We start from the raw sequence: 16596 nt of genomic DNA, 5'->3' as shown, positions 1-16596 counted from the left end.
GAGACGGGAGCCGGAACATGAGCGACGCGACCGGACGCGACAAACCTCAGACGCGGCGGCGCAAGAGCCTCAGCGAGAAGCAGATGGCGATCCTCGAGGTCATCCAGCGCTCGATCGCGCGGCACGGCTACCCGCCGAGCATGCGAGAGATCGGCGATGCGGTCGGGCTCAAGTCGCTCTCCAGCGTCACGCACCAGCTGAATCAACTCGAGCTGAGCGGCTACCTCCGACGCGACGCCGGCAAGACCCGCGCCATGGAGGTCCTCATCGATCTCCCGGGGACCGCGACCGAGAACCCCGCCGACAGCGGCCCCGCCGTCGGCGACGCAGCGCTGGTGCCCCTGGTGGGGCGCATCGCCGCGGGCGTGCCGATCACCGCCGAGCAGCAGGTCGAGGAGATCTTCCCCCTCCCCCGTCAGCTCGTCGGCAAGGGCGACCTGTTCATGCTGCGCGTGTCGGGCGAGTCGATGATCGACGCCGCGATCTGCGACGGTGACTGGGTGGTGGCTCGTGCCCAGGCCACCGCCGAGAACGGCGACATCGTCGCGGCGATGCTCGACGGCGAAGCCACGGTGAAGACGTTCCGCCAGCGCGACGGCCACACGTGGCTGCTCCCGCGCAACTCGGCGTTCGAGCCGATCCTCGGCGATCAGGCCACCGTGCTGGGCAAGGTCGTCGCGGTCCTGCGCGCCGTCTGACACGGGCCGCTGATCGCGGTCATCTATGTCGGGTGATGTCGTGGGAGGCGCCTTTCCGACAGAATGACGCCATGACCGACAGCGGCACCGCCACGTCAGCCACGCAGATCCTCGCCGAGCGCGTACGCGCGCTCGAAGCCGAGAACGCCCGCTTGGCGACGGCATCCGCTGCCCGTGAGCGGCCGGCCGGTGGCCGGTGGCGATCCGTGGTGTCGGCGATCTGCATCGTCGTCGCGGCGATCCTGGTTCCGGTGTCCATCGTCGGAGCGTGGGCACGGGTGCAGCTGGTCGAAGAAGAGGCGTTCGTCGCGACCCTCGCGCCGCTCGTCGACGACCCGGCCGTTCAGGCGATGATCATCGACGAGGCGATGGAGGCGATCAGCGCCCAGGTCGACTTCGACGAGGTCACCGCCCGCGTCTTCGACGGCATCGCCGAGCTCGGTCTGCCGCCGCGTGCGGCCGACGCACTCGAGCTGCTGCAGGCTCCGGCCGCGAGCGGTCTCGAGAGCCTCGTCGCCACGACGGTCACCCGGGTCGTGGAATCAGAGGCCTTCGCCGACGTGTGGGCCACCACGACACGCGCCGCGCATCGCGCGCTGACCCTCGCTGCCACATCCGACGGCGGCGGCCTGGTCGTGCGCACGGACGACGGCGTGGGCATCCAGCTCGGCGCGATCGTCGAGCGCGTCAAGCAGAACCTCGTGGACCGAGGGCTCGGGGTGGCCCAGCTCATCCCCGAGATCGACCGTGTCGTGATCATCGGCGAAGGGAACAACCTCGCGATGGTCCGCGCCGGCTATGCGATCGCGGCGACCCTCGGCTGGTGGCTCCCCTTCCTCACCCTCGGGCTGTTCGCGCTCGGCATCCTCATCGCGCGACGCCGCAGCACCGCGATCCTCGGCACAGGCCTGGGACTGGCGATCGGCGGCGGCGCCCTGGCGGCGAGCCTCGGGATCGGGTCGACGACGATGGGGATCGTCGCCGGCGATCTCGGCCTGTCGCCGTCCGCGCTCGACGTGATCTATGGGCGCCTCGTGGACGGGATGACGCAGACCGCGCTGGTCCTGGCGCTGTTGGGAGTCTTCGTCGCCGTGCTGGGCTGGGTGATGGGAGGCTGGGGCGCCGCGCGCGGCCTGCGCCGCGCCGTCAGCGGGCTCAACTCGTCGGCGCGCCGGCAACTCGCCGCCCGGGGCCTCGACACCGGCGGCTTCGGAAGCTGGCTCGCCCGCCAGAAGATCCTCGTACGCACCCTCATCGCCGTGCTGGCCGTGCTGTGGCTCTTCGCTCTGCGGCCACTGTCGGTCGGCGACATCGTCCTGGTGCTCGTCGTCGCCTTCCTGGTGGCCTGGCTCCTGGAGCTCCTCCAGCGCCGCGACGGCGAGCAGGTCGCCCCGCAGACCGCCGACTCACGGGCGGAGGATGCCGTGGCCGATGTGGCCGCGGCATCCTCCCCCGCTCCGTCGCCCGGAGCGCAGGCCTAGGCGCGCGCCGCGACCGCGACGCGCGCGGCCTGCGTCGCCTCGACGAGGTGCCGCAGCGACGCGACCGTCTCGGGGTAGTCGCGAGTCTTCAGACCGCAGTCCGGGTTGACCCACACGCGACGAACGGGCAGTTCGGCGACGGCGCGTTCGAGCAGCTCGGTCACCTCTTGGACGGACGGCACGCGCGGCGAGTGGATGTCCCACACGCCGGGTCCGACGGCCAGCGCGAAGCGGGACGCCGCGATGTCGTCGATGACCTCGCCACGACTGCGGGCGGCCTCGATCGAGGTGACGTCGGCGTCGAGGGCGGCGATCGCGTCGATGACGACGTCGAACTCGGAGTAGCACAGGTGCGTGTGCACCTGCGTGGCCGTCGCCGCTCCGGCCGTCGCGAGACGGAAGGAACGCACCGACCACTCCAGGTAGCCGGCCTGATCGCCGCGCTTGAGCGGCAGCAGCTCGCGCAGCGCGGGCTCATCGACCTGGATCACGCGGATGCCGGCGCCCTCCAGATCGGAGATCTCGTCACGCAGGGCGAGGGCGACCTGGTCAGCCGTCTCGCCCAGGGGCTGGTCGTCGCGCACGTACGACCAGGCCAGGATCGTCACCGGTCCGGTGAGCATCCCCTTCATCGGCTTGTCGGTGAGCGACTGCGCGAACGTCGACCAGCCGACGGTGATCGGCGCGGGCCGGGAGACGTCGCCCCACAGGATCGACGGTCGCGTCGCGCGTGAGCCGTACGACTGCACCCAGCCGTTGCGCGTGACGGCGAACCCCTCGAGATGCTCCGCGAAGTACTGCACCATGTCGTTGCGCTCCGGTTCGCCGTGCACGAGCACGTCGAGGCCGAGGTCCTCCTGCAGCGCCACGACGCGGGCGATCTCGTCCCGCAGGAACTGCTCGTAGTCCTCGGTCGAGGACTGACCCGCGACGTGACGCGCCCGCGCACGGCGGATCTCGTCGGTCTGCGGGAACGACCCGATCGTCGTCGTCGGCAGGACGGGCAGCCCGAGTGCCGACTCCTGCGCCGCGACGCGCGCCTCGTGGTCGCCCCGTTGCGCGTCGGCCGGCGTCAGGCGCTCGATCCGTCCCCGAACGAGCCCGTCACGCACCCCCGGCGCGCTCCGCCGGTCGGCGAGGGCGGCGGATGCCTCCGCCAGCGGCTGCTCGATGGCCGGGCGACCCTCGGTCAGGCCCGTGGCGAGCGTTGCGATCTGGGCGGTCTTCTGGTCGGCGAACGCGAGCCACGACGCCAGCCTCGGATCCAGGTCGGGCTCGTCGTCGACGTCGTGCGGGACGTGCTGGAGCGATGCCGACGTGCCCGCCGCGACCGCCGCGGCACCGAGCGTCTGCAATGATGCCAGCGCGTCCCACGCGGATGCCAGGTCGCCGCGCCACACGTTGCGTCCGTCGATCACGCCTCCGACGAGCGTCTTGGACTGCAGGCCGGCTGCGGCCACGGGAACCGGCCCGCGCACGAGGTCGAGCGCGAGCGCTTCGACGGGGGCCGCGGCGAGCGCCGCCCACGCCTGCTCTGACAGCTGAGCGTAGGGCGCGGCCACGAGGATGGACGGGCGGTCCACTGCCGCGCCCAGCACCGCGTACGCGCGCTCCGCGGCCGCGGCCAGCGCGCTCGGGGTCGCGGGCAAACTCTCACTGACCAATGCAGGCTCGTCGAGCTGGACCCAGTCCGCCCCCGCTGCCCGCAGCGACGCGAGCAGCTCGGCGTATACCGGCAGCACGTCATCGAGGCGGGCGAGCGGATCGAAGCGCTCACCGGCAGCATCCGTGGGCTTCGCGAGGGCGAGCAGCGTGACGGGGCCGACCACGACAGGACGGACCGTGTAGCCGTCGGCACGTGCTTCGACGACCTGACGGACGAGACGGTCGCTCGACAGCGCGAACCGTGTCTCGGGTCCGATCTCGGGGACGAGGTAGTGGTAGTTCGTGTCGAACCACTTCGTCATCTCGAGCGGAGCGTGCGCGCCGGTGCCGCGCGCCGCCGCGAAGTACGCCTCCAGCCCGATCGTGCCGTCCGCGGCGCGCAATCCGGCGAAGCGCTCCGGGAGAGCCCCGACCGTGACAGCGGCGTCGAGCACCTGGTCGTAGAACGAGAACGACTCGGGGATCGACGAGTCGCGTCGCCCGAGCCCGAGCTCCCCCAGGCGCGCCCGGGTGGCTTGGCGCAGCGCGGCCGCGGCCTGCTCGAGGGAGTCCGCCTCGAGCGCTCCCGACCAGTGCGCTTCGAGGGCGCGCTTGAGCTCGCGACGCCGGCCGATGCGCGGGTAGCCGAGGATGGTGCCCTGCGGGAACGAGGGTCGGGGCTCGGGGTTCGGGCGGGTGTCGGTCATCGTGCAGCCTCCTTCTGGCGGGGGTGGGAGAGGATCCCGGCGTCGCGCAGCACCGCGAGCACCGTGTCGTGGTTGTTGAAGGCGTAGAGGTGCACGCCGGGCGCGCCGCCGGCGACGACCTCGCGGGCGAGCTGTGCGGCATAGGAGATGCCGACCTCGCGCTGACCCTCGGCCGTCGGCTCGACCTCGAGCCCGATCGCGAGCTGCGCGGGGAACGGCTCGCCGGTGAGCTCGAGCACTCTGCGCAGCCGGCCCGGCGCGGTGACCGGCATGATGCCGGGCAGGATCGGGATGGTCACGCCCGCGTCGCGCGCACGCTGCACGAACGACAGGTAGTCGTCGGCGTGGAAGAAGAGCTGCGAGACGGCCAGCGTCGCTCCGGCGGCCTGTTTCGCGAGGAGGGCGTCGAGGTGCTCGGACGCGTGGCGCGAACGAGGATGCCCGTTGGGGAAGGCGGCGACGGCGATGTCGACGCGGCGGCGCCGCTCGACGCGTGCCGCGCCGGGGACGCCGGGGATGGGCGCCTCGGTGTACGGCGCGCGCTCGGCCTGTACCCGGTCGATGAGCTGCACCAGCTGCGCCGCGCTCTCGAGATCCCCTAGGAACGCGTCGTCTTCCGAGAGGCCGGCCGGCGGATCGCCTCGGAGCGCGAGGAAGCTCGTGATGCCGGCATCCAGGAACTCCCTGATCAGCGCTCCGGCGCCGGCGTAGGTGTTGCCGACGCAGGTCAGGTGGGCGAGCGGCTCGACGTGGGTCTCGCGAAGGATGTGCGTGAGCAGGGCGAGCGATCGCCCGCCGGTCGAACCGCCGGCGCCGTACGTCACCGAGATGAACCGGGGGTCCACGGCCGCCAGATGGCGGATGGTCTCGTGCAGTGCGGGGAAGCCGGCCTCGGATCGGGGCGGGTACACCTCGAACGAGACCGGCACGGGCGGAGTGCGCAGATCGATCGGCATATCGTGCTTCTCGGGATCGGGGGCGGACGGCGGCCGGGCGGCCGTGGCACCGGGCATCCGTCGGGTCGGCGGATCGGCGGATCGGTGTCACACGGGCGGGTGCCGGGCTCGGCTGTCGCTCCTGCCCGGTTCCCGATGAACGGGGCGTCCTTGCGGACGGCCGGGCGACGATTGGTCCACGGTAGCGGCGCGCCACCGCCGGCTCCGCTCCTGTGTCGTACTGTTTCGCGACGTCGTGCGCGACGGGGCACCACGACTGCTCGATGGCGCCGGCATTCCGCCGTAGCGTGGAGGCATGACGACGCCTTCCGGCCATCCGCTCCCGTACGGCTCCTGGCCGTCTCCGATCACCGCCGCCGACGTCGCAGCCGCCTCGCCGCGTCTCGAGGGCGCGCGCTTCGTGGGCGATGAGGTGTGGTGGGGCGAGACGGTGCCCGAAGACGCAGGGCGCACCGCGGTGCGCCGGAGGACGGCATCCGGAATCGTCGAAGACGTCATCGATGCACCGTGGAGTGCCCGTTCCCGCGTCCACGAATACGGCGGCGGCTCGTGGACCGCGACGGCGGAGGGCGTGCTGTTCTTCGTGGAGAAGACCGACCAGCGGGTCTGGCGGCTCGATCCATCCGGTCGTCCGCAGCCGCTGACGGCTGCGGACGGCGACGTACGATTCGGCGGGCTGACGTGGCAGCGGGGGCGCCTGCTCGCCGTGCGCGAAGCCCACCCGCTCGCCGGCGCCCCGAGCCGGGACATCGTCGAGATCCCCACGGACGGACGAGGGTCGACGGATGCCGCAGCCCTGCGCTCGGTCGTGTCCGGCAGCGACTTCGTCGCCCACCCCGCGCTCTCACCGGACGGCACGCGGCTGGCGTGGATCGCGTGGGATCACCCCGATATGGCGTGGGACCGCGCCGAGCTGCGCGTCGGGCAGCTTGCCGACGGCATCGTCACCGAGTGGTCGACGGTGGCAGGCGGCGCGAGCTCTCCCCTGCAGCCGGAGTGGCTCGACGATGACGAACTCCTCTACAGCGACGACCCCACCGGCCGCTGGAACCTGTGGCGCCGGACTTCGAGCGGGCATGCGCAGCCGATAGCCCGCGCCGATGCCGACACCGGCGGGCCGTTGTGGGTGCTCGGCACGCGATGGTTCGGCGTTCTCGATGACGGACGCATCGTCGCCGTCCGCACCGACGGTGCCGACGAACTGGTCGTGATCGATCCGGACGGCTCCGAGCGGATCGTCGCGGTCGATCCGGTGACGCGCATGTCGATCGAGGATGTGCGGGGTTCGCGGATCCTGCTCTCGGGGGCCGGCCGCACCGGCGCCGGTCTGTGGGAAGTCGACGTCGATTCCCCCGGCGACGCGCGGATGCACGTGGGCGGCTCGTTCCCATGGGGTGTGGAATGGATGCCGCGTGCCCGGCCCATCACGGTCACAGGGCCGCACGGTCCCGTGCACGCATTCGACTACCCGCCGACCAATCCGCTCACGCAGCCGCCGGAGGGCGAACGGCCTCCGTATGTGGTGTTCGTGCACGGCGGGCCCACCGACCATGTCGGGGGCGCGGCATCCGGGCGCATCGCCTACTTCACGAGCCGAGGGATCGGTGTGCTCGATGTGAACTACGGCGGTTCCAGCGGTTACGGCCGTGCCTACCGCGAGCGCCTCCTCGCGCAGTGGGGCATCGTCGACGTCGACGACGTGATCGCCGCAGCCGACGGGCTGGCCGACGCCGGGCTCGCCGACGCCTCGCGGCTCGCGATCGCCGGGGGGTCCGCAGGCGGCTGGACAGTGCTGTGCGCGGTCACCCGGCCGGGAGCCTTCGCGGCGGGCATCAGCCGCTACGGCGTCGCCGACCTGCGGCGCCTGGCAGCCGACACCCACGACTTCGAGGCGAACTACCTCGACCGTCTGGTCGGACCGCTGCCCGAGGCCGAAGCGGTGTACATCGAGCGGTCGCCGCTGTCACACCTGGATCGGCTGCGCACGCCGCTGCTCATCGAGCAGGGGCTCGACGACCGCGTCGTCCCGCCTTCGCAGTCCGAGGCCGTGCGCGACGCCCTCGCCGCCAACGGCGTGCCCCACGCCTACCTCGCGTTCGAAGGCGAGGGGCACGGCTTCCGGCGTGCCGAGACCGTGATCCGCACGCTCGAGGCGGAACTGGCGTTCCTGGGCCAGATCTTCGGGTTCGAGACGCCGGGGGTTCCGGCGCTCGAGCTCAAATAGCGGCGCGTCAGCGAACGAACGGGGCCAGACGCGACGCGAGGTGCTCCCCCACGCGCGCATGGACCGCGGTGCCGCCCTCCTCGTGCTGCTGAGACAGGATGATGCCCTGCTCATGGATCGCCGACACGAGGTCGCCGCGGTCGTAGGGCACGAGCGCTTCGATCTCGACAGCCGGCAGCGGCAGCGCCGCCTCGACGGCCGCACGCAGCTCGTCGATGCCCTCACCGGAGCGCGACGAGGCGAAGACGGCCTTGGGCTCGAGTCCCCGCAGCACCATCCGCGTGTCGTCGTCGACGAGATCGGCCTTGTTGAAGACCACCAGCTCGGGGATGTCGCGCGCGCCCACGTCGCCGATCACGTCGCGCACCGTCGCCAGCTGGGCGGCCGGATCCGGGTGCGAGGCGTCCACGACGTGCAGGATGACGTCCGAGTCGGCAACTTCCTCGAGCGTCGAGCGGAATGCCTCGACGAGCTGGTGAGGAAGGTTGCGCACGAATCCCACCGTGTCGGTCAGCGTGTACACGCGACCGTCGGTCGTCTCAGAGCGCCGTACCGTGGCATCCAGCGTCGCGAACAGCGCGTTCTCGACGAGCACGCCGGCACTGGTGAGCCGGTTGAGCAGACTGGACTTACCCGCGTTGGTATATCCGGCGATCGCGACCGAGGGGATCGTGTTGCGCTTGCGCTCGGCCCGCTTGGCCTCGCGCGCGGGTGCATAGTCACGGATCTGACGACGCAGCTGCGCCATCTTCGTGCGGATCCGGCGACGATCGAGCTCGATCTTGGTCTCACCGGGACCACGCGAGCCCATACCGGCGCCGCCCGCGCCGACCTGGCCACCGGCCTGGCGGCTCATCGACTCGCCCCAGCCGCGCAGGCGAGGGAGGAGGTACTCGAGCTGCGCGAGCTCGACCTGGGCCTTGCCCTCGCGGCTCTTGGCGTGCTGGCTGAAGATGTCGAGGATGACGGTGGTGCGGTCGATGACCTTCACCTTCACGACGTCCTCGAGCGCGCGCCGCTGACTGGGCGCGAGCTCGGTGTCGGCGATCACGGTGTCGGCGCCGACGGCGGCGACGATGTCGCGCAGCTCTTCGGCCTTGCCGCGCCCGACGTACGTCGCCGGATCCGGGTGCGGACGCCGCTGCAGCACGCCGTCCAGCACGACGGCGCCTGCCGTCTCTGCGAGTGCCGCGAGCTCACGAAGGGAGTTCTCGGCGTCCTCGGTCTCGCCCTGGGCGTGCACGCCGACGAGCACGACGTTTTCGAGCCGCAGCTGCCGGTACTCGACCTCGGTGACGTCCTCGAGTTCGGTCGACAGCCCAGGCACCCGGCGCAGCGCGGCCCGCTCCTCGCGGTCCCACTGCTCACCGTCCGTGTCGGTGCGACCGATGGTCTCCTCGTCCTGCAGCGCCTGCGCGGCGCCGAAGACATGGACCCCCGAGCGCGCCTCAGCACGCGCCAGCACTCGATCCACCGGGTCCTCCAGCGTCTCTTCCGTGCTTCGAGGTGTCGTCGTATCCGTCATGTGTTCCTTCCGGGATGCTCCGTCCGCCCGATCGGCCGGTGGAGCATCCGTGAATTCTAGTCCTGCTGGGTGGAGCCGGCCTCAGAGCGGAGAGACACGCTCCCCCTCGGCAACGTCCTCCGCTAGGCTCGTCAGCCATGGGGAGCGAACACTACTTCAGTGCTTCCCCCGCCAGTCCCGAGAATCTGCGACGCATCCGGGTCACGCTCGCCGGTCGCGAACTCGAACTGACGACTGCCGGCGGGGTGTTCAGTCCAGACCACCTCGACACGGGCACCCAGGTGCTGCTCTCGAACACACCCCCGCCTCCGCCGGGCGGCGATCTGCTCGATCTGGGTTGCGGCTGGGGCCCGATCGCCCTCAGCCTCGCGCTCGATTCCCCGCACGCCACGGTCTGGGCGGTCGATGTCAACGAGCGTGCCCTCGACCTCGTGCGTCGCAACGCCGAGGCACTCGGACTCCACAATGTCAACGCGTCGCTGCCCGACGATGTTCCCGAGGGCGTGCGGTTCCGCACGATCCGCTCGAACCCGCCGATCCGCGTCGGCAAGCACGAACTGCACGGCCTGCTGGAGCGCTGGATTCCCCGCCTCGACGAGCGCTCGGACGCGTGGCTCGTGGTGCAGCGCAATCTCGGCTCCGACTCGCTGCAGCGCTGGCTGGCGGCGACGTTCGACCGGGGGTACAGCGTGCATCGTGCCGCGACCGGCAGGGGGTTCCGGGTGCTGCGGGTGCGGCGTCACGGGTCTCCTCCGAGCGAGCCGATCGCTCTGCCCGAGGTCTGACCGGCTCGCGCCGCTTCAGATCGGCGCCGCCTTCGCGCCGATGCGCTCAGGCGAGCGTGACCTCGCCCGAGTAGACCAGCGTCGCTGGTCCCGACAGCAGCACGTGGCGCTCACCGTCGACCTCCGGCATCCGCACGCCCAGCGTCCCGCCGGGAACGTCGACCGTCCAGTGATCGGGAGCGGCCGGGCCGGCCCAGTGCCGCACCGCCAGCGCGGCCGCGGCGACACCGGTGCCACAGCTGAGCGTCTCGCCGACGCCCCGCTCGAAGACCCGCATGCGGATCGCGCCGACGCCGTCTCGCACCAGCGGATCGGCAGGTACGACGAACTCCACGTTGGCGCCCTGCGCCGGCTCAGGATGCAGCTGCGGCTGCGCCGTCAGGTCGAGGCCGTCGAGCTCTCGCGTGTCGGGCAGCGCGACGACGACGTGCGGATTGCCGACGTCGATCCCCAGGCCCGGACGCGGCGCACCGATCCCCCGCGCCCGCACGAGCACGTCGGCGTCTTCCACGCGCCACGGTCCGAGGTCGACCTCGAGTCCGAGCTCGCTGCGGGTGACCGTCTTCACTCCCGCGCGGGTGCCGATCGCGAGCGGCCCGTCGTCGAGCGAAGCCCAGCCGACCTCGGCGAGATAGCGCGCGAACACGCGGATCCCGTTGCCGCACATCTCGGCCGCCGAACCGTCGGCGTTGCGATAGTCCATGAACCATTCCGCGGGGCCTGATGAAGACTCGGATGCCGTCAGCTCGACGCCTTCGTCGATCGCGTTCGTGCGCACCACGCGCAGGATGCCGTCCGCCCCGATGCCGAATCGACGGTCGCACAGCACGGCGACCTGATCGTCGGAGAGCTCGAGCGAGCCGTCGGGGTCGGGCACGATCACGAAGTCGTTGCCCGTGCCGTGACCTTTCGTGAACGAGACGGTCTGCGGCATGCCTCCAGTCTAGAGGCGGGCCGCGAAGCGCGCCCGCGATGCGACGTCTGTCACATTCGGCCTGGTAGCGGTGTCGTATGTGTGAACCCTCACGAGGAGGCTGTCATGCGCAGCATCGCACACCCCGCCAGACCGACGGCTGACGAACGTCGCCGCTCGATCACCGATCGCCTTGCCGAACGGATCGGCAATGCGCGGTTCTTCGGTCATCGGGTCGCCGACGCCTGGGACCGACTGCGGCAGCGGCGGGTGCCGAGTCACTGGACCAACCTGTTCGGCGTCGTCACCGTCGCCTGCATCGCGGTGATCGTGGTGACCGGGATCTGGCTCATGGTCTTCTACGTACCGTCGAGCGAGCCCACGACCTACACCGGATCCTATGTGCCGCTCCACGGCGCCACGGTCTCCAAGGCGTACGCCTCGACGATGCTGATCACGTTCGACGTCCCGGGCGGCCGGCTCATCCGTCAGGCGCACCACTGGGCGGCATTGCTCCTTCCCGCCGCGATCGTCCTGCAACTGGTGACGACGTTCTTCACGGGAGCGTTCCGCCGTCCGCGGCGCGGGATGTGGATGCTTCTGGTCCTGGTGTTCTTCGCGGCCCTCGCCGGCGGGTGGAGCGGCTACGCGCTCCCCGACGACATGCTCTCGGGAACGGGGCTGCGCATCGTCGAGGGCATCGTGCTCGGCATCCCCGTCGTCGGAACGTGGATGGCCTCTCTGCTCTTCGGAGGCTCGTTCCCCGGACGGATCATCGAGAACCTGTACCCCCTGCATATCGTGGTCTTCACGGGCGCGCTGCTCGTCCTCGTCGCCGTGCGGGCCGCCATGGCGTGGCGCCACGGGCCGCCACAGTTCCCGGGGCGCGGACGCACGGAGCAGAACATCGTGGGGATCCCGCTCCTGCCGACCGCAGCGGTCCGCGGCGGCGGGCTGTTCCTCCTCGTCACCGCGCTGCTCGTGCTCATCTCGGCGACCGTCGTGGTCAGTCCGGTGTGGCTGTACGGACCCGGCGATCCCGGCAACGCCGGCGCGGGCAGCCAGCCGGACTGGTACACCGGATTCCTCGACGGCGCGCTGCGCCTCGTGCCGCCGGGATGGGAGATCGAGTGGCTCGGTCGCACGTGGACGCTGGCGATCCTGGCGCCCTTGGCGGTGATCGGACTGTTCTTCGCCGTCGTGGCGACCTACCCGTTCCTCGAGGAATGGGCGACCGGTGACCGCCGGGACCACCACCTTCTCGACCGGCCACGCACCGCGGCGACGCGCACCGGCATCGGCGTGGCTGGTCTGACCTTCGCCGGCGTGCTGTGGGCCGCGGGCGGGGCCGACGTCATCGCCACCGCCTTCTCGCTCAGCATCGAGGGCGTCATCGGAACGCTGCAGGCGGCGCTCGCCATCGGCCCGCTGATCGGATTCACGATCGCCCAGCGGGTGTGCCTGGGGCTCCAGCGCAAAGACCGCGACCTGCTCGAGCACGGCTTCGAGACCGGCCGCATCGTCCGCCTTCCCGGCGGCGAGTACGTCGAGGTCCACCAGCCGCTCGACGAGACGCAGCGGGCCCGTCTGGCGTTGCCTGACCGGACTCCTCGCCGCGCTCGCGGGATCGCGAGGACGCATCCGGGAGTGGCGGGGGGTGCCGCTCGCGCGGTCACGGCGCCGACGGCACGTGGGCCTCAGAGCGAGAAGGGCTCGTAGCAGTCGTACGTGATGTGCTCGACGATGAGGCCGTCGCGCACGCGCACGAAGCCGGCCATGTGAGCCACGATGCGAGTGGTTCCGATCTCCCCCTCCCACCGCGATCGCACCACTGCGCGATCATCCATCACGAGGATCTCTTCGATGTCGATCCGCTGTGCCGTCAGCCGCTTCTTTCCGGCGGCGAACCCGGCACGCGTCGCCTCGACGTCGCGTGTGGCCCCGCCGGGCGTGATCGGGTTGGGCAGCTCCTGGAACACGGCGTCCAGCGCGACCACGGAATCGAGATCGGCGACAGACGAGCCCAGGTCGGCCACGATGCCGAAGTAGCGACGGACGAGTCGTTCCGTGTCGTCACGGGTGATGGTTGCCATGCGCGAGATATTACACAACCATGGTTGTGTGAACGAGTCCCTCCCCGCGCCGACCATCATCGACCTCCTCTCGATCACCGGCGGCGCCCTCGATCAGCACGTTCTTGCAGCACTGCGCGCGTCCGGCTTCGAGGGGCTGACGACCCGCCACGGCTACGTCTTCCAGCGCCTCCTCACCTCGCCACAGAGCGTGACCGCGCTGGCACGCTCGCTCGGCGTCAGTCAGCAGGCGATGTCGAAGACGGTGGCCGAGCTTACAGGGAACGGATACCTCGACATCACCGCCGACGCGGACGACGGGCGCCGTCGCACGCTGGCGCTCACCCATCGCGCGCACGCCGCGATCGCCACCGCGCGCAACGCCCGTCGTCAGCTTCTCGATGCGCTGATCGCCCGTGCGGGACGGGCAGCGGTCGACGAGACCACGCTGGTCCTGCGCGCGCTCCTTCTGGAGCTCGGCCTGACGGACGAGGTCGAGGCACGCGCGGTGCCCGACCCGCAGGGAGACGTCGGCTGACGGCGCCGTGATGCCGCGACGGAGGAGCCGATCAGTCCGCGATCAGGCGCTTGCCGGTGGCCCAGGTCTCGAACGTGTCGTAGCCCAGCGCGTCGTAGAACCCCTGTGCCACGTTGTTCTCGGGTCGCACCATGAGCTGGACCTTGGGGCATCCCATCGCCAGCAGTCGCTCCTCCGCGGCCTCGACGAGCCGGCGCCCGATCCCCTCGCCGCGGCGGGCGGGGTCACTCGCGAGATAGTAGAGCCACCCCCGGTGACCGTCGTAGCCCGCCATCACGGAGCCGACCACGGTCTCGCCGGCGACGGCGACGAGGAACAGCTCGGGCTGCACGGACAGCTTGCGGTTGATGTCCTGGTACGGGTTGTTCCACGGACGGGTCAGGCCGGTCTCCTGCCAGAGCGAGACGACGGCGTCGGTGTCGGACACGGCGAAGGAACGGATGTCGACGGTCATGCCCTCGAGTCTGCCAGGGTCGCCGCGTCCTCTCCCGGCTCGATCCAGTGGACAGCGTCATACCGCTTGAACCACGACACCTGCCGCCGGGCATAGCGGCGAGTCAGGGCCTGCGTCTCGGCGATCGCGTCGGCCTCGGTCAGATCGCCGTCCAGCTGAGCCAGCGCCTGCGCATAGCCGATCGCCCGGCGAGCCGTCACACCGCGTTCGAGACCTCGCTCGCGCAGCGCTCGGACCTCATCGACGAGCCCTTCGCGCCACATCCTCTCGACACGCTGGTCCAGCCGGACGACGAGCTGGTCACGAGGAACTCCGACGCCCACGATCGTCGTCGGCTCTCGCCACAGGGTCGGCTGCGCGGGCAGAGTCGCCCCGTGCGTGGCTTCCCCCAGCTCCAGCACCTCGAGCGCGCGCACGATCCGCCGCCCGTTGCGCGGATCGATCCTGCTCGCCGTCGCCGGATCGAGTTCCCGCAGCCGGGCGAACAAAGCGCCCGGCCCGTCGCCGTCCAGCTCGGCCTCCAGGCGCGCACGCACTTCTTCGTCGCGCGGCGGGAAGCGGAAATCGAACAGCACGCTCGAGATGTACAGGCCCGAGCCTCCCACGAGGATCGCGTCGGCGCCGCGAGCATGGATCTGTGCGATCGCGGTGCGCGCGGCACTCTGGTACCACGCAACCGCCGCCTCTTCGGTGACCTCGAGCACGTCGAGAAGATGATGACGGATGCCGCGGCGCTCGGCCTCGGGAAGCTTGGCCGTGCCGATGTCCATGCCGCGGTACAGCTGCATCGCATCGGCGTTGACGATCTCGGCGGCACGGCCGCGCCGAGCGAGGGCTTCGGCGAGATCGAGCGACAATCCGGTCTTGCCTGTGCCGGTGGCACCGACGATGGCCCACAGCCGCGACTGCGTGCCGGATCCTCCCAGGCTGCTGCCCGGGTGAGGTGAGACGAGGGGCGGCTCCTCGCGCGGCTCGAGCCGTCCCGTCTCGTCGCTGTGCTCCTCGCTCAACGACCGATTGCCTTCACACGCCGACGCGCAGCGTGGGCAGTCCCAGCGAGACCGCGCGGGGCGCGCCCGGCTCCGGCGGTGCCGGCACCGCGCACGACTCCGCCTGCGAGCGATCCCAGGCGTCGCCCGAGCGGGTGCGACGGATGCGCAGTGGCGCCGCATCGGGAGCGTCGGCGAGGAGGTGGAAGGGAGCGGCGTGAGTGACGACGACCGACACGACATCACCTGGGCGCGGGATGGGCGATCCCTCCGGCACCTCGAAATGCACGAGCCGGTTGTCTTCGGCGCGTCCGGTGAGGCGATGCGTCGCGGCATCCTTCTTTCCCTCGCCCGTCGAGACCAGCACCTGGAGCTCGCGACCCACCTGCTTCTGGTTCTCTTCGAGTGAGATGCGCTCCTGAAGGGCGATCAGCCGCTCGTAGCGACGCTGCACGACTTCTTTCGGCACCTGGTCGGGCATCGTGGCCGCCGGCGTGCCTTCACGGATCGAGTACTGGAACGTGAAGGCCGTCGCGAAGCGAGCCTGCTCCACCACACGCATGGTGTCTTCGAAGTCCTCGTCGGTCTCTCCGGGGAATCCGACGATGATGTCGGTCGAGATCGCGGCGTTCGGCATCTTCGCACGGACGCGGTCCAGGATGCCGAGGAACTTCTCACTGCGGTACGAACGGCGCATCGCCTTGAGGATGCGGTCGCTTCCCGACTGCAGCGGCATGTGCAGCTGGGGCATGACGGCGGGCGTCTCGGCCATCGCGTCGATCACGTCGTCGGTGAAGGCCGCGGGGTGAGGGCTGGTGAAGCGGATCCGCTCGAGGCCGGGTATCTCGCCGGCTGCGCGCAAGAGCTTGCCGAAGGCCTGCCCGTCGCCGAACTCGACGCCGTACGAGTTCACGTTCTGACCGAGCAGCGTGACCTCCATCGCGCCGTCGTCGACGAGCAGGCGGATCTCGTTCAGGATGTCGCCGGGACGGCGGTCCTTCTCCTTGCCCCGCAGGCTCGGCACGATGCAGAAGGTGCACGTGTTGTTACAGCCGACCGAGATCGAAACCCAGCCGCTGTAGATGCTGTCGCGCTTGGTCGGCAGCGTCGAGGGGAAGATCTCGAGTGACTCGAGGATCTCGAGCTCGGCCTCGCCGTTGTGCCGTGCCCGCTCGAGCAGGCTCGGAAGCGACCCCATGTTGTGCGTGCCGAACACGACATCCACCCACGGCGCCTTCTCGAGCACGGCCTGCTTGTCCATCTGGGCGAGACAGCCGCCGACGGCGATCTGCATGCCTTCGCGCTTGTCTTTGCGCGACTTGAGGTGCCCGAGCGTGCCATAGAGCTTGCCCGCGGCGTTGTCGCGCACCGCACACGTGTTGATCACGACGACGTCGGCCTCTTCGCCGGCCTCGGCGCGCAGGTAGCCGGCGCTCTCGAGAGAGCCGGACAGCCGCTCGGAGTCGTGCACATTCATCTGGCAGCCGAACGTGCGCACTTCGTAGGTGCGCGCGCGGCCGTCGACTCCGAGTGCAGCCGCGGATGGTGCGATGAGAGTCGGGGTGGCAGAGGGCGAAGTCATGATGTCAGCCATTGTACGAGCCGGTCGA

The 16596-nt window shown here is 70.7% G+C and carries 14 protein-coding genes; 6 read left to right on the top strand and 8 right to left on the bottom strand.

The genetic code is table 11. The annotated features are described in order from the left end of the window. Positions 1–17 precede the first annotated feature (17 nt). Positions 18–698 carry a transcriptional repressor LexA gene (gene lexA, locus ACLKM7_RS15400; protein ID WP_436448028.1) on the top strand — a complete coding sequence of 227 codons (681 nt, stop codon included), beginning with the start codon at positions 18–20 and terminating at the stop codon, positions 696–698. 71 nt (positions 699–769) lie between these two features. Next, complete coding sequence (locus ACLKM7_RS15395) at positions 770–2179, top strand: hypothetical protein (protein ID WP_436448027.1); 1410 nt, start codon at positions 770–772, stop codon at positions 2177–2179. Here the strand turns inward: ACLKM7_RS15395 and metE are convergent. Both metE and ACLKM7_RS15385 read right to left on the bottom strand, forming a co-directional pair. Next, positions 2176–4530 (bottom strand): 5-methyltetrahydropteroyltriglutamate--homocysteine S-methyltransferase, encoded by a 2355-nt coding sequence (metE, locus tag ACLKM7_RS15390; protein WP_436448026.1) that lies wholly within the window; start codon positions 4528–4530, stop codon positions 2176–2178. The genes ACLKM7_RS15395 and metE overlap by 4 nt on opposite strands. Continuing rightward, entirely contained in the window at positions 4527–5486 is a 960-nt protein-coding gene (locus tag ACLKM7_RS15385; RefSeq protein WP_436448025.1) for a methylenetetrahydrofolate reductase, read from the bottom strand. Before ACLKM7_RS15385 ends, metE begins: the two co-directional genes overlap by 4 nt. Before the next feature lie 295 nt (positions 5487–5781). Between ACLKM7_RS15385 and ACLKM7_RS15380 the strand changes: the two genes are divergently transcribed. Then, positions 5782–7710, top strand: a complete 1929-nt coding sequence (locus ACLKM7_RS15380; protein WP_436448024.1) for a prolyl oligopeptidase family serine peptidase — start codon at positions 5782–5784, stop codon at positions 7708–7710. A gap of 7 nt (positions 7711–7717) precedes the next feature. Here ACLKM7_RS15380 and hflX read toward each other — a convergent pair whose 3' ends face one another. Next, on the bottom strand, positions 7718–9235 hold the full coding sequence (hflX, locus tag ACLKM7_RS15375; RefSeq protein ID WP_436448023.1) for a GTPase HflX: 1518 nt from the start codon (positions 9233–9235) through the stop codon (positions 7718–7720). Positions 9236–9372: 137 nt separating this feature from the next. On the opposite strand from hflX, the gene ACLKM7_RS15370 reads away from it, so the two are divergent. Beyond that, entirely contained in the window at positions 9373–10020 is a 648-nt protein-coding gene (locus ACLKM7_RS15370) for a class I SAM-dependent methyltransferase (RefSeq protein WP_436448022.1), read from the top strand. Positions 10021–10066: 46 nt separating this feature from the next. Here the strand turns inward: ACLKM7_RS15370 and dapF are convergent, their stop codons facing one another. Further along, positions 10067–10954, bottom strand: coding sequence for a diaminopimelate epimerase (dapF, locus tag ACLKM7_RS15365; RefSeq protein ID WP_436448021.1), 888 nt, complete (start codon positions 10952–10954; stop codon positions 10067–10069). Between the two features lie 105 nt (positions 10955–11059). On the opposite strand from dapF, the gene qcrB reads away from it, so the two are divergent. Then, a complete protein-coding gene (gene qcrB, locus ACLKM7_RS15360) occupies positions 11060–12652 on the top strand; it encodes a cytochrome bc1 complex cytochrome b subunit (protein ID WP_436448020.1) in 1593 nt (530 codons plus the stop codon). Here the strand turns inward: qcrB and ACLKM7_RS15355 are convergent. Continuing rightward, complete coding sequence (locus ACLKM7_RS15355; protein ID WP_436448019.1) at positions 12631–13026, bottom strand: nuclear transport factor 2 family protein; 396 nt, start codon at positions 13024–13026, stop codon at positions 12631–12633. The two genes, qcrB and ACLKM7_RS15355, sit on opposite strands and share 22 nt — an antisense overlap. A 28-nt stretch (positions 13027–13054) precedes the next feature. Between ACLKM7_RS15355 and ACLKM7_RS15350 the strand changes: the two genes are divergently transcribed. Further along, positions 13055–13543: a MarR family winged helix-turn-helix transcriptional regulator gene (locus tag ACLKM7_RS15350; protein WP_436448018.1), complete on the top strand. Its 489-nt coding sequence runs from the start codon at positions 13055–13057 to the stop codon at positions 13541–13543. A 31-nt stretch (positions 13544–13574) separates the two neighbouring features. Here ACLKM7_RS15350 and ACLKM7_RS15345 read toward each other — a convergent pair whose 3' ends face one another. The 3 genes from ACLKM7_RS15345 to miaB form a co-directional block, all read right to left on the bottom strand. After that, complete coding sequence (locus ACLKM7_RS15345) at positions 13575–13997, bottom strand: GNAT family acetyltransferase (RefSeq protein ID WP_168912165.1); 423 nt, start codon at positions 13995–13997, stop codon at positions 13575–13577. Continuing rightward, positions 13994–14923, bottom strand: coding sequence for a tRNA (adenosine(37)-N6)-dimethylallyltransferase MiaA (gene miaA / locus ACLKM7_RS15340; protein WP_436448057.1), 930 nt, complete (start codon positions 14921–14923; stop codon positions 13994–13996). Before miaA ends, ACLKM7_RS15345 begins: the two co-directional genes overlap by 4 nt. A 97-nt stretch (positions 14924–15020) precedes the next feature. Beyond that, entirely contained in the window at positions 15021–16568 is a 1548-nt protein-coding gene (gene miaB / locus ACLKM7_RS15335) for a tRNA (N6-isopentenyl adenosine(37)-C2)-methylthiotransferase MiaB (protein ID WP_436448017.1), read from the bottom strand. Positions 16569–16596: the final 28 nt, after the last annotated feature.

The sequence above is a fragment of the Microbacterium sp. I2 genome (assembly GCF_051364985.1).
Taxonomy (GTDB): Bacteria; Actinomycetota; Actinomycetes; order Actinomycetales; family Microbacteriaceae; genus Microbacterium.
This window is presented reverse-complemented; position numbering and strand designations above follow the sequence as displayed.

Coding starts and splice junctions, on each gene's coding strand:
- lexA (WP_436448028.1), top strand. CDS start 18: ATGAGCGACGCGACCGGACGCGACAAACCTCAGACGCGGCGGCGCAAG.
- ACLKM7_RS15395 (WP_436448027.1), top strand. CDS start 770: ATGACCGACAGCGGCACCGCCACGTCAGCCACGCAGATCCTCGCCGAG.
- metE (WP_436448026.1), bottom strand. CDS start 4,530: ATGACCGACACCCGCCCGAACCCCGAGCCCCGACCCTCGTTCCCGCAG.
- ACLKM7_RS15385 (WP_436448025.1), bottom strand. CDS start 5,486: ATGCCGATCGATCTGCGCACTCCGCCCGTGCCGGTCTCGTTCGAGGTG.
- ACLKM7_RS15380 (WP_436448024.1), top strand. CDS start 5,782: ATGACGACGCCTTCCGGCCATCCGCTCCCGTACGGCTCCTGGCCGTCT.
- hflX (WP_436448023.1), bottom strand. CDS start 9,235: ATGACGGATACGACGACACCTCGAAGCACGGAAGAGACGCTGGAGGAC.
- ACLKM7_RS15370 (WP_436448022.1), top strand. CDS start 9,373: ATGGGGAGCGAACACTACTTCAGTGCTTCCCCCGCCAGTCCCGAGAAT.
- dapF (WP_436448021.1), bottom strand. CDS start 10,954: ATGCCGCAGACCGTCTCGTTCACGAAAGGTCACGGCACGGGCAACGAC.
- qcrB (WP_436448020.1), top strand. CDS start 11,060: ATGCGCAGCATCGCACACCCCGCCAGACCGACGGCTGACGAACGTCGC.
- ACLKM7_RS15355 (WP_436448019.1), bottom strand. CDS start 13,026: ATGGCAACCATCACCCGTGACGACACGGAACGACTCGTCCGTCGCTAC.
- ACLKM7_RS15345 (WP_168912165.1), bottom strand. CDS start 13,997: ATGACCGTCGACATCCGTTCCTTCGCCGTGTCCGACACCGACGCCGTC.
- miaB (WP_436448017.1), bottom strand. CDS start 16,568: ATGACTTCGCCCTCTGCCACCCCGACTCTCATCGCACCATCCGCGGCT.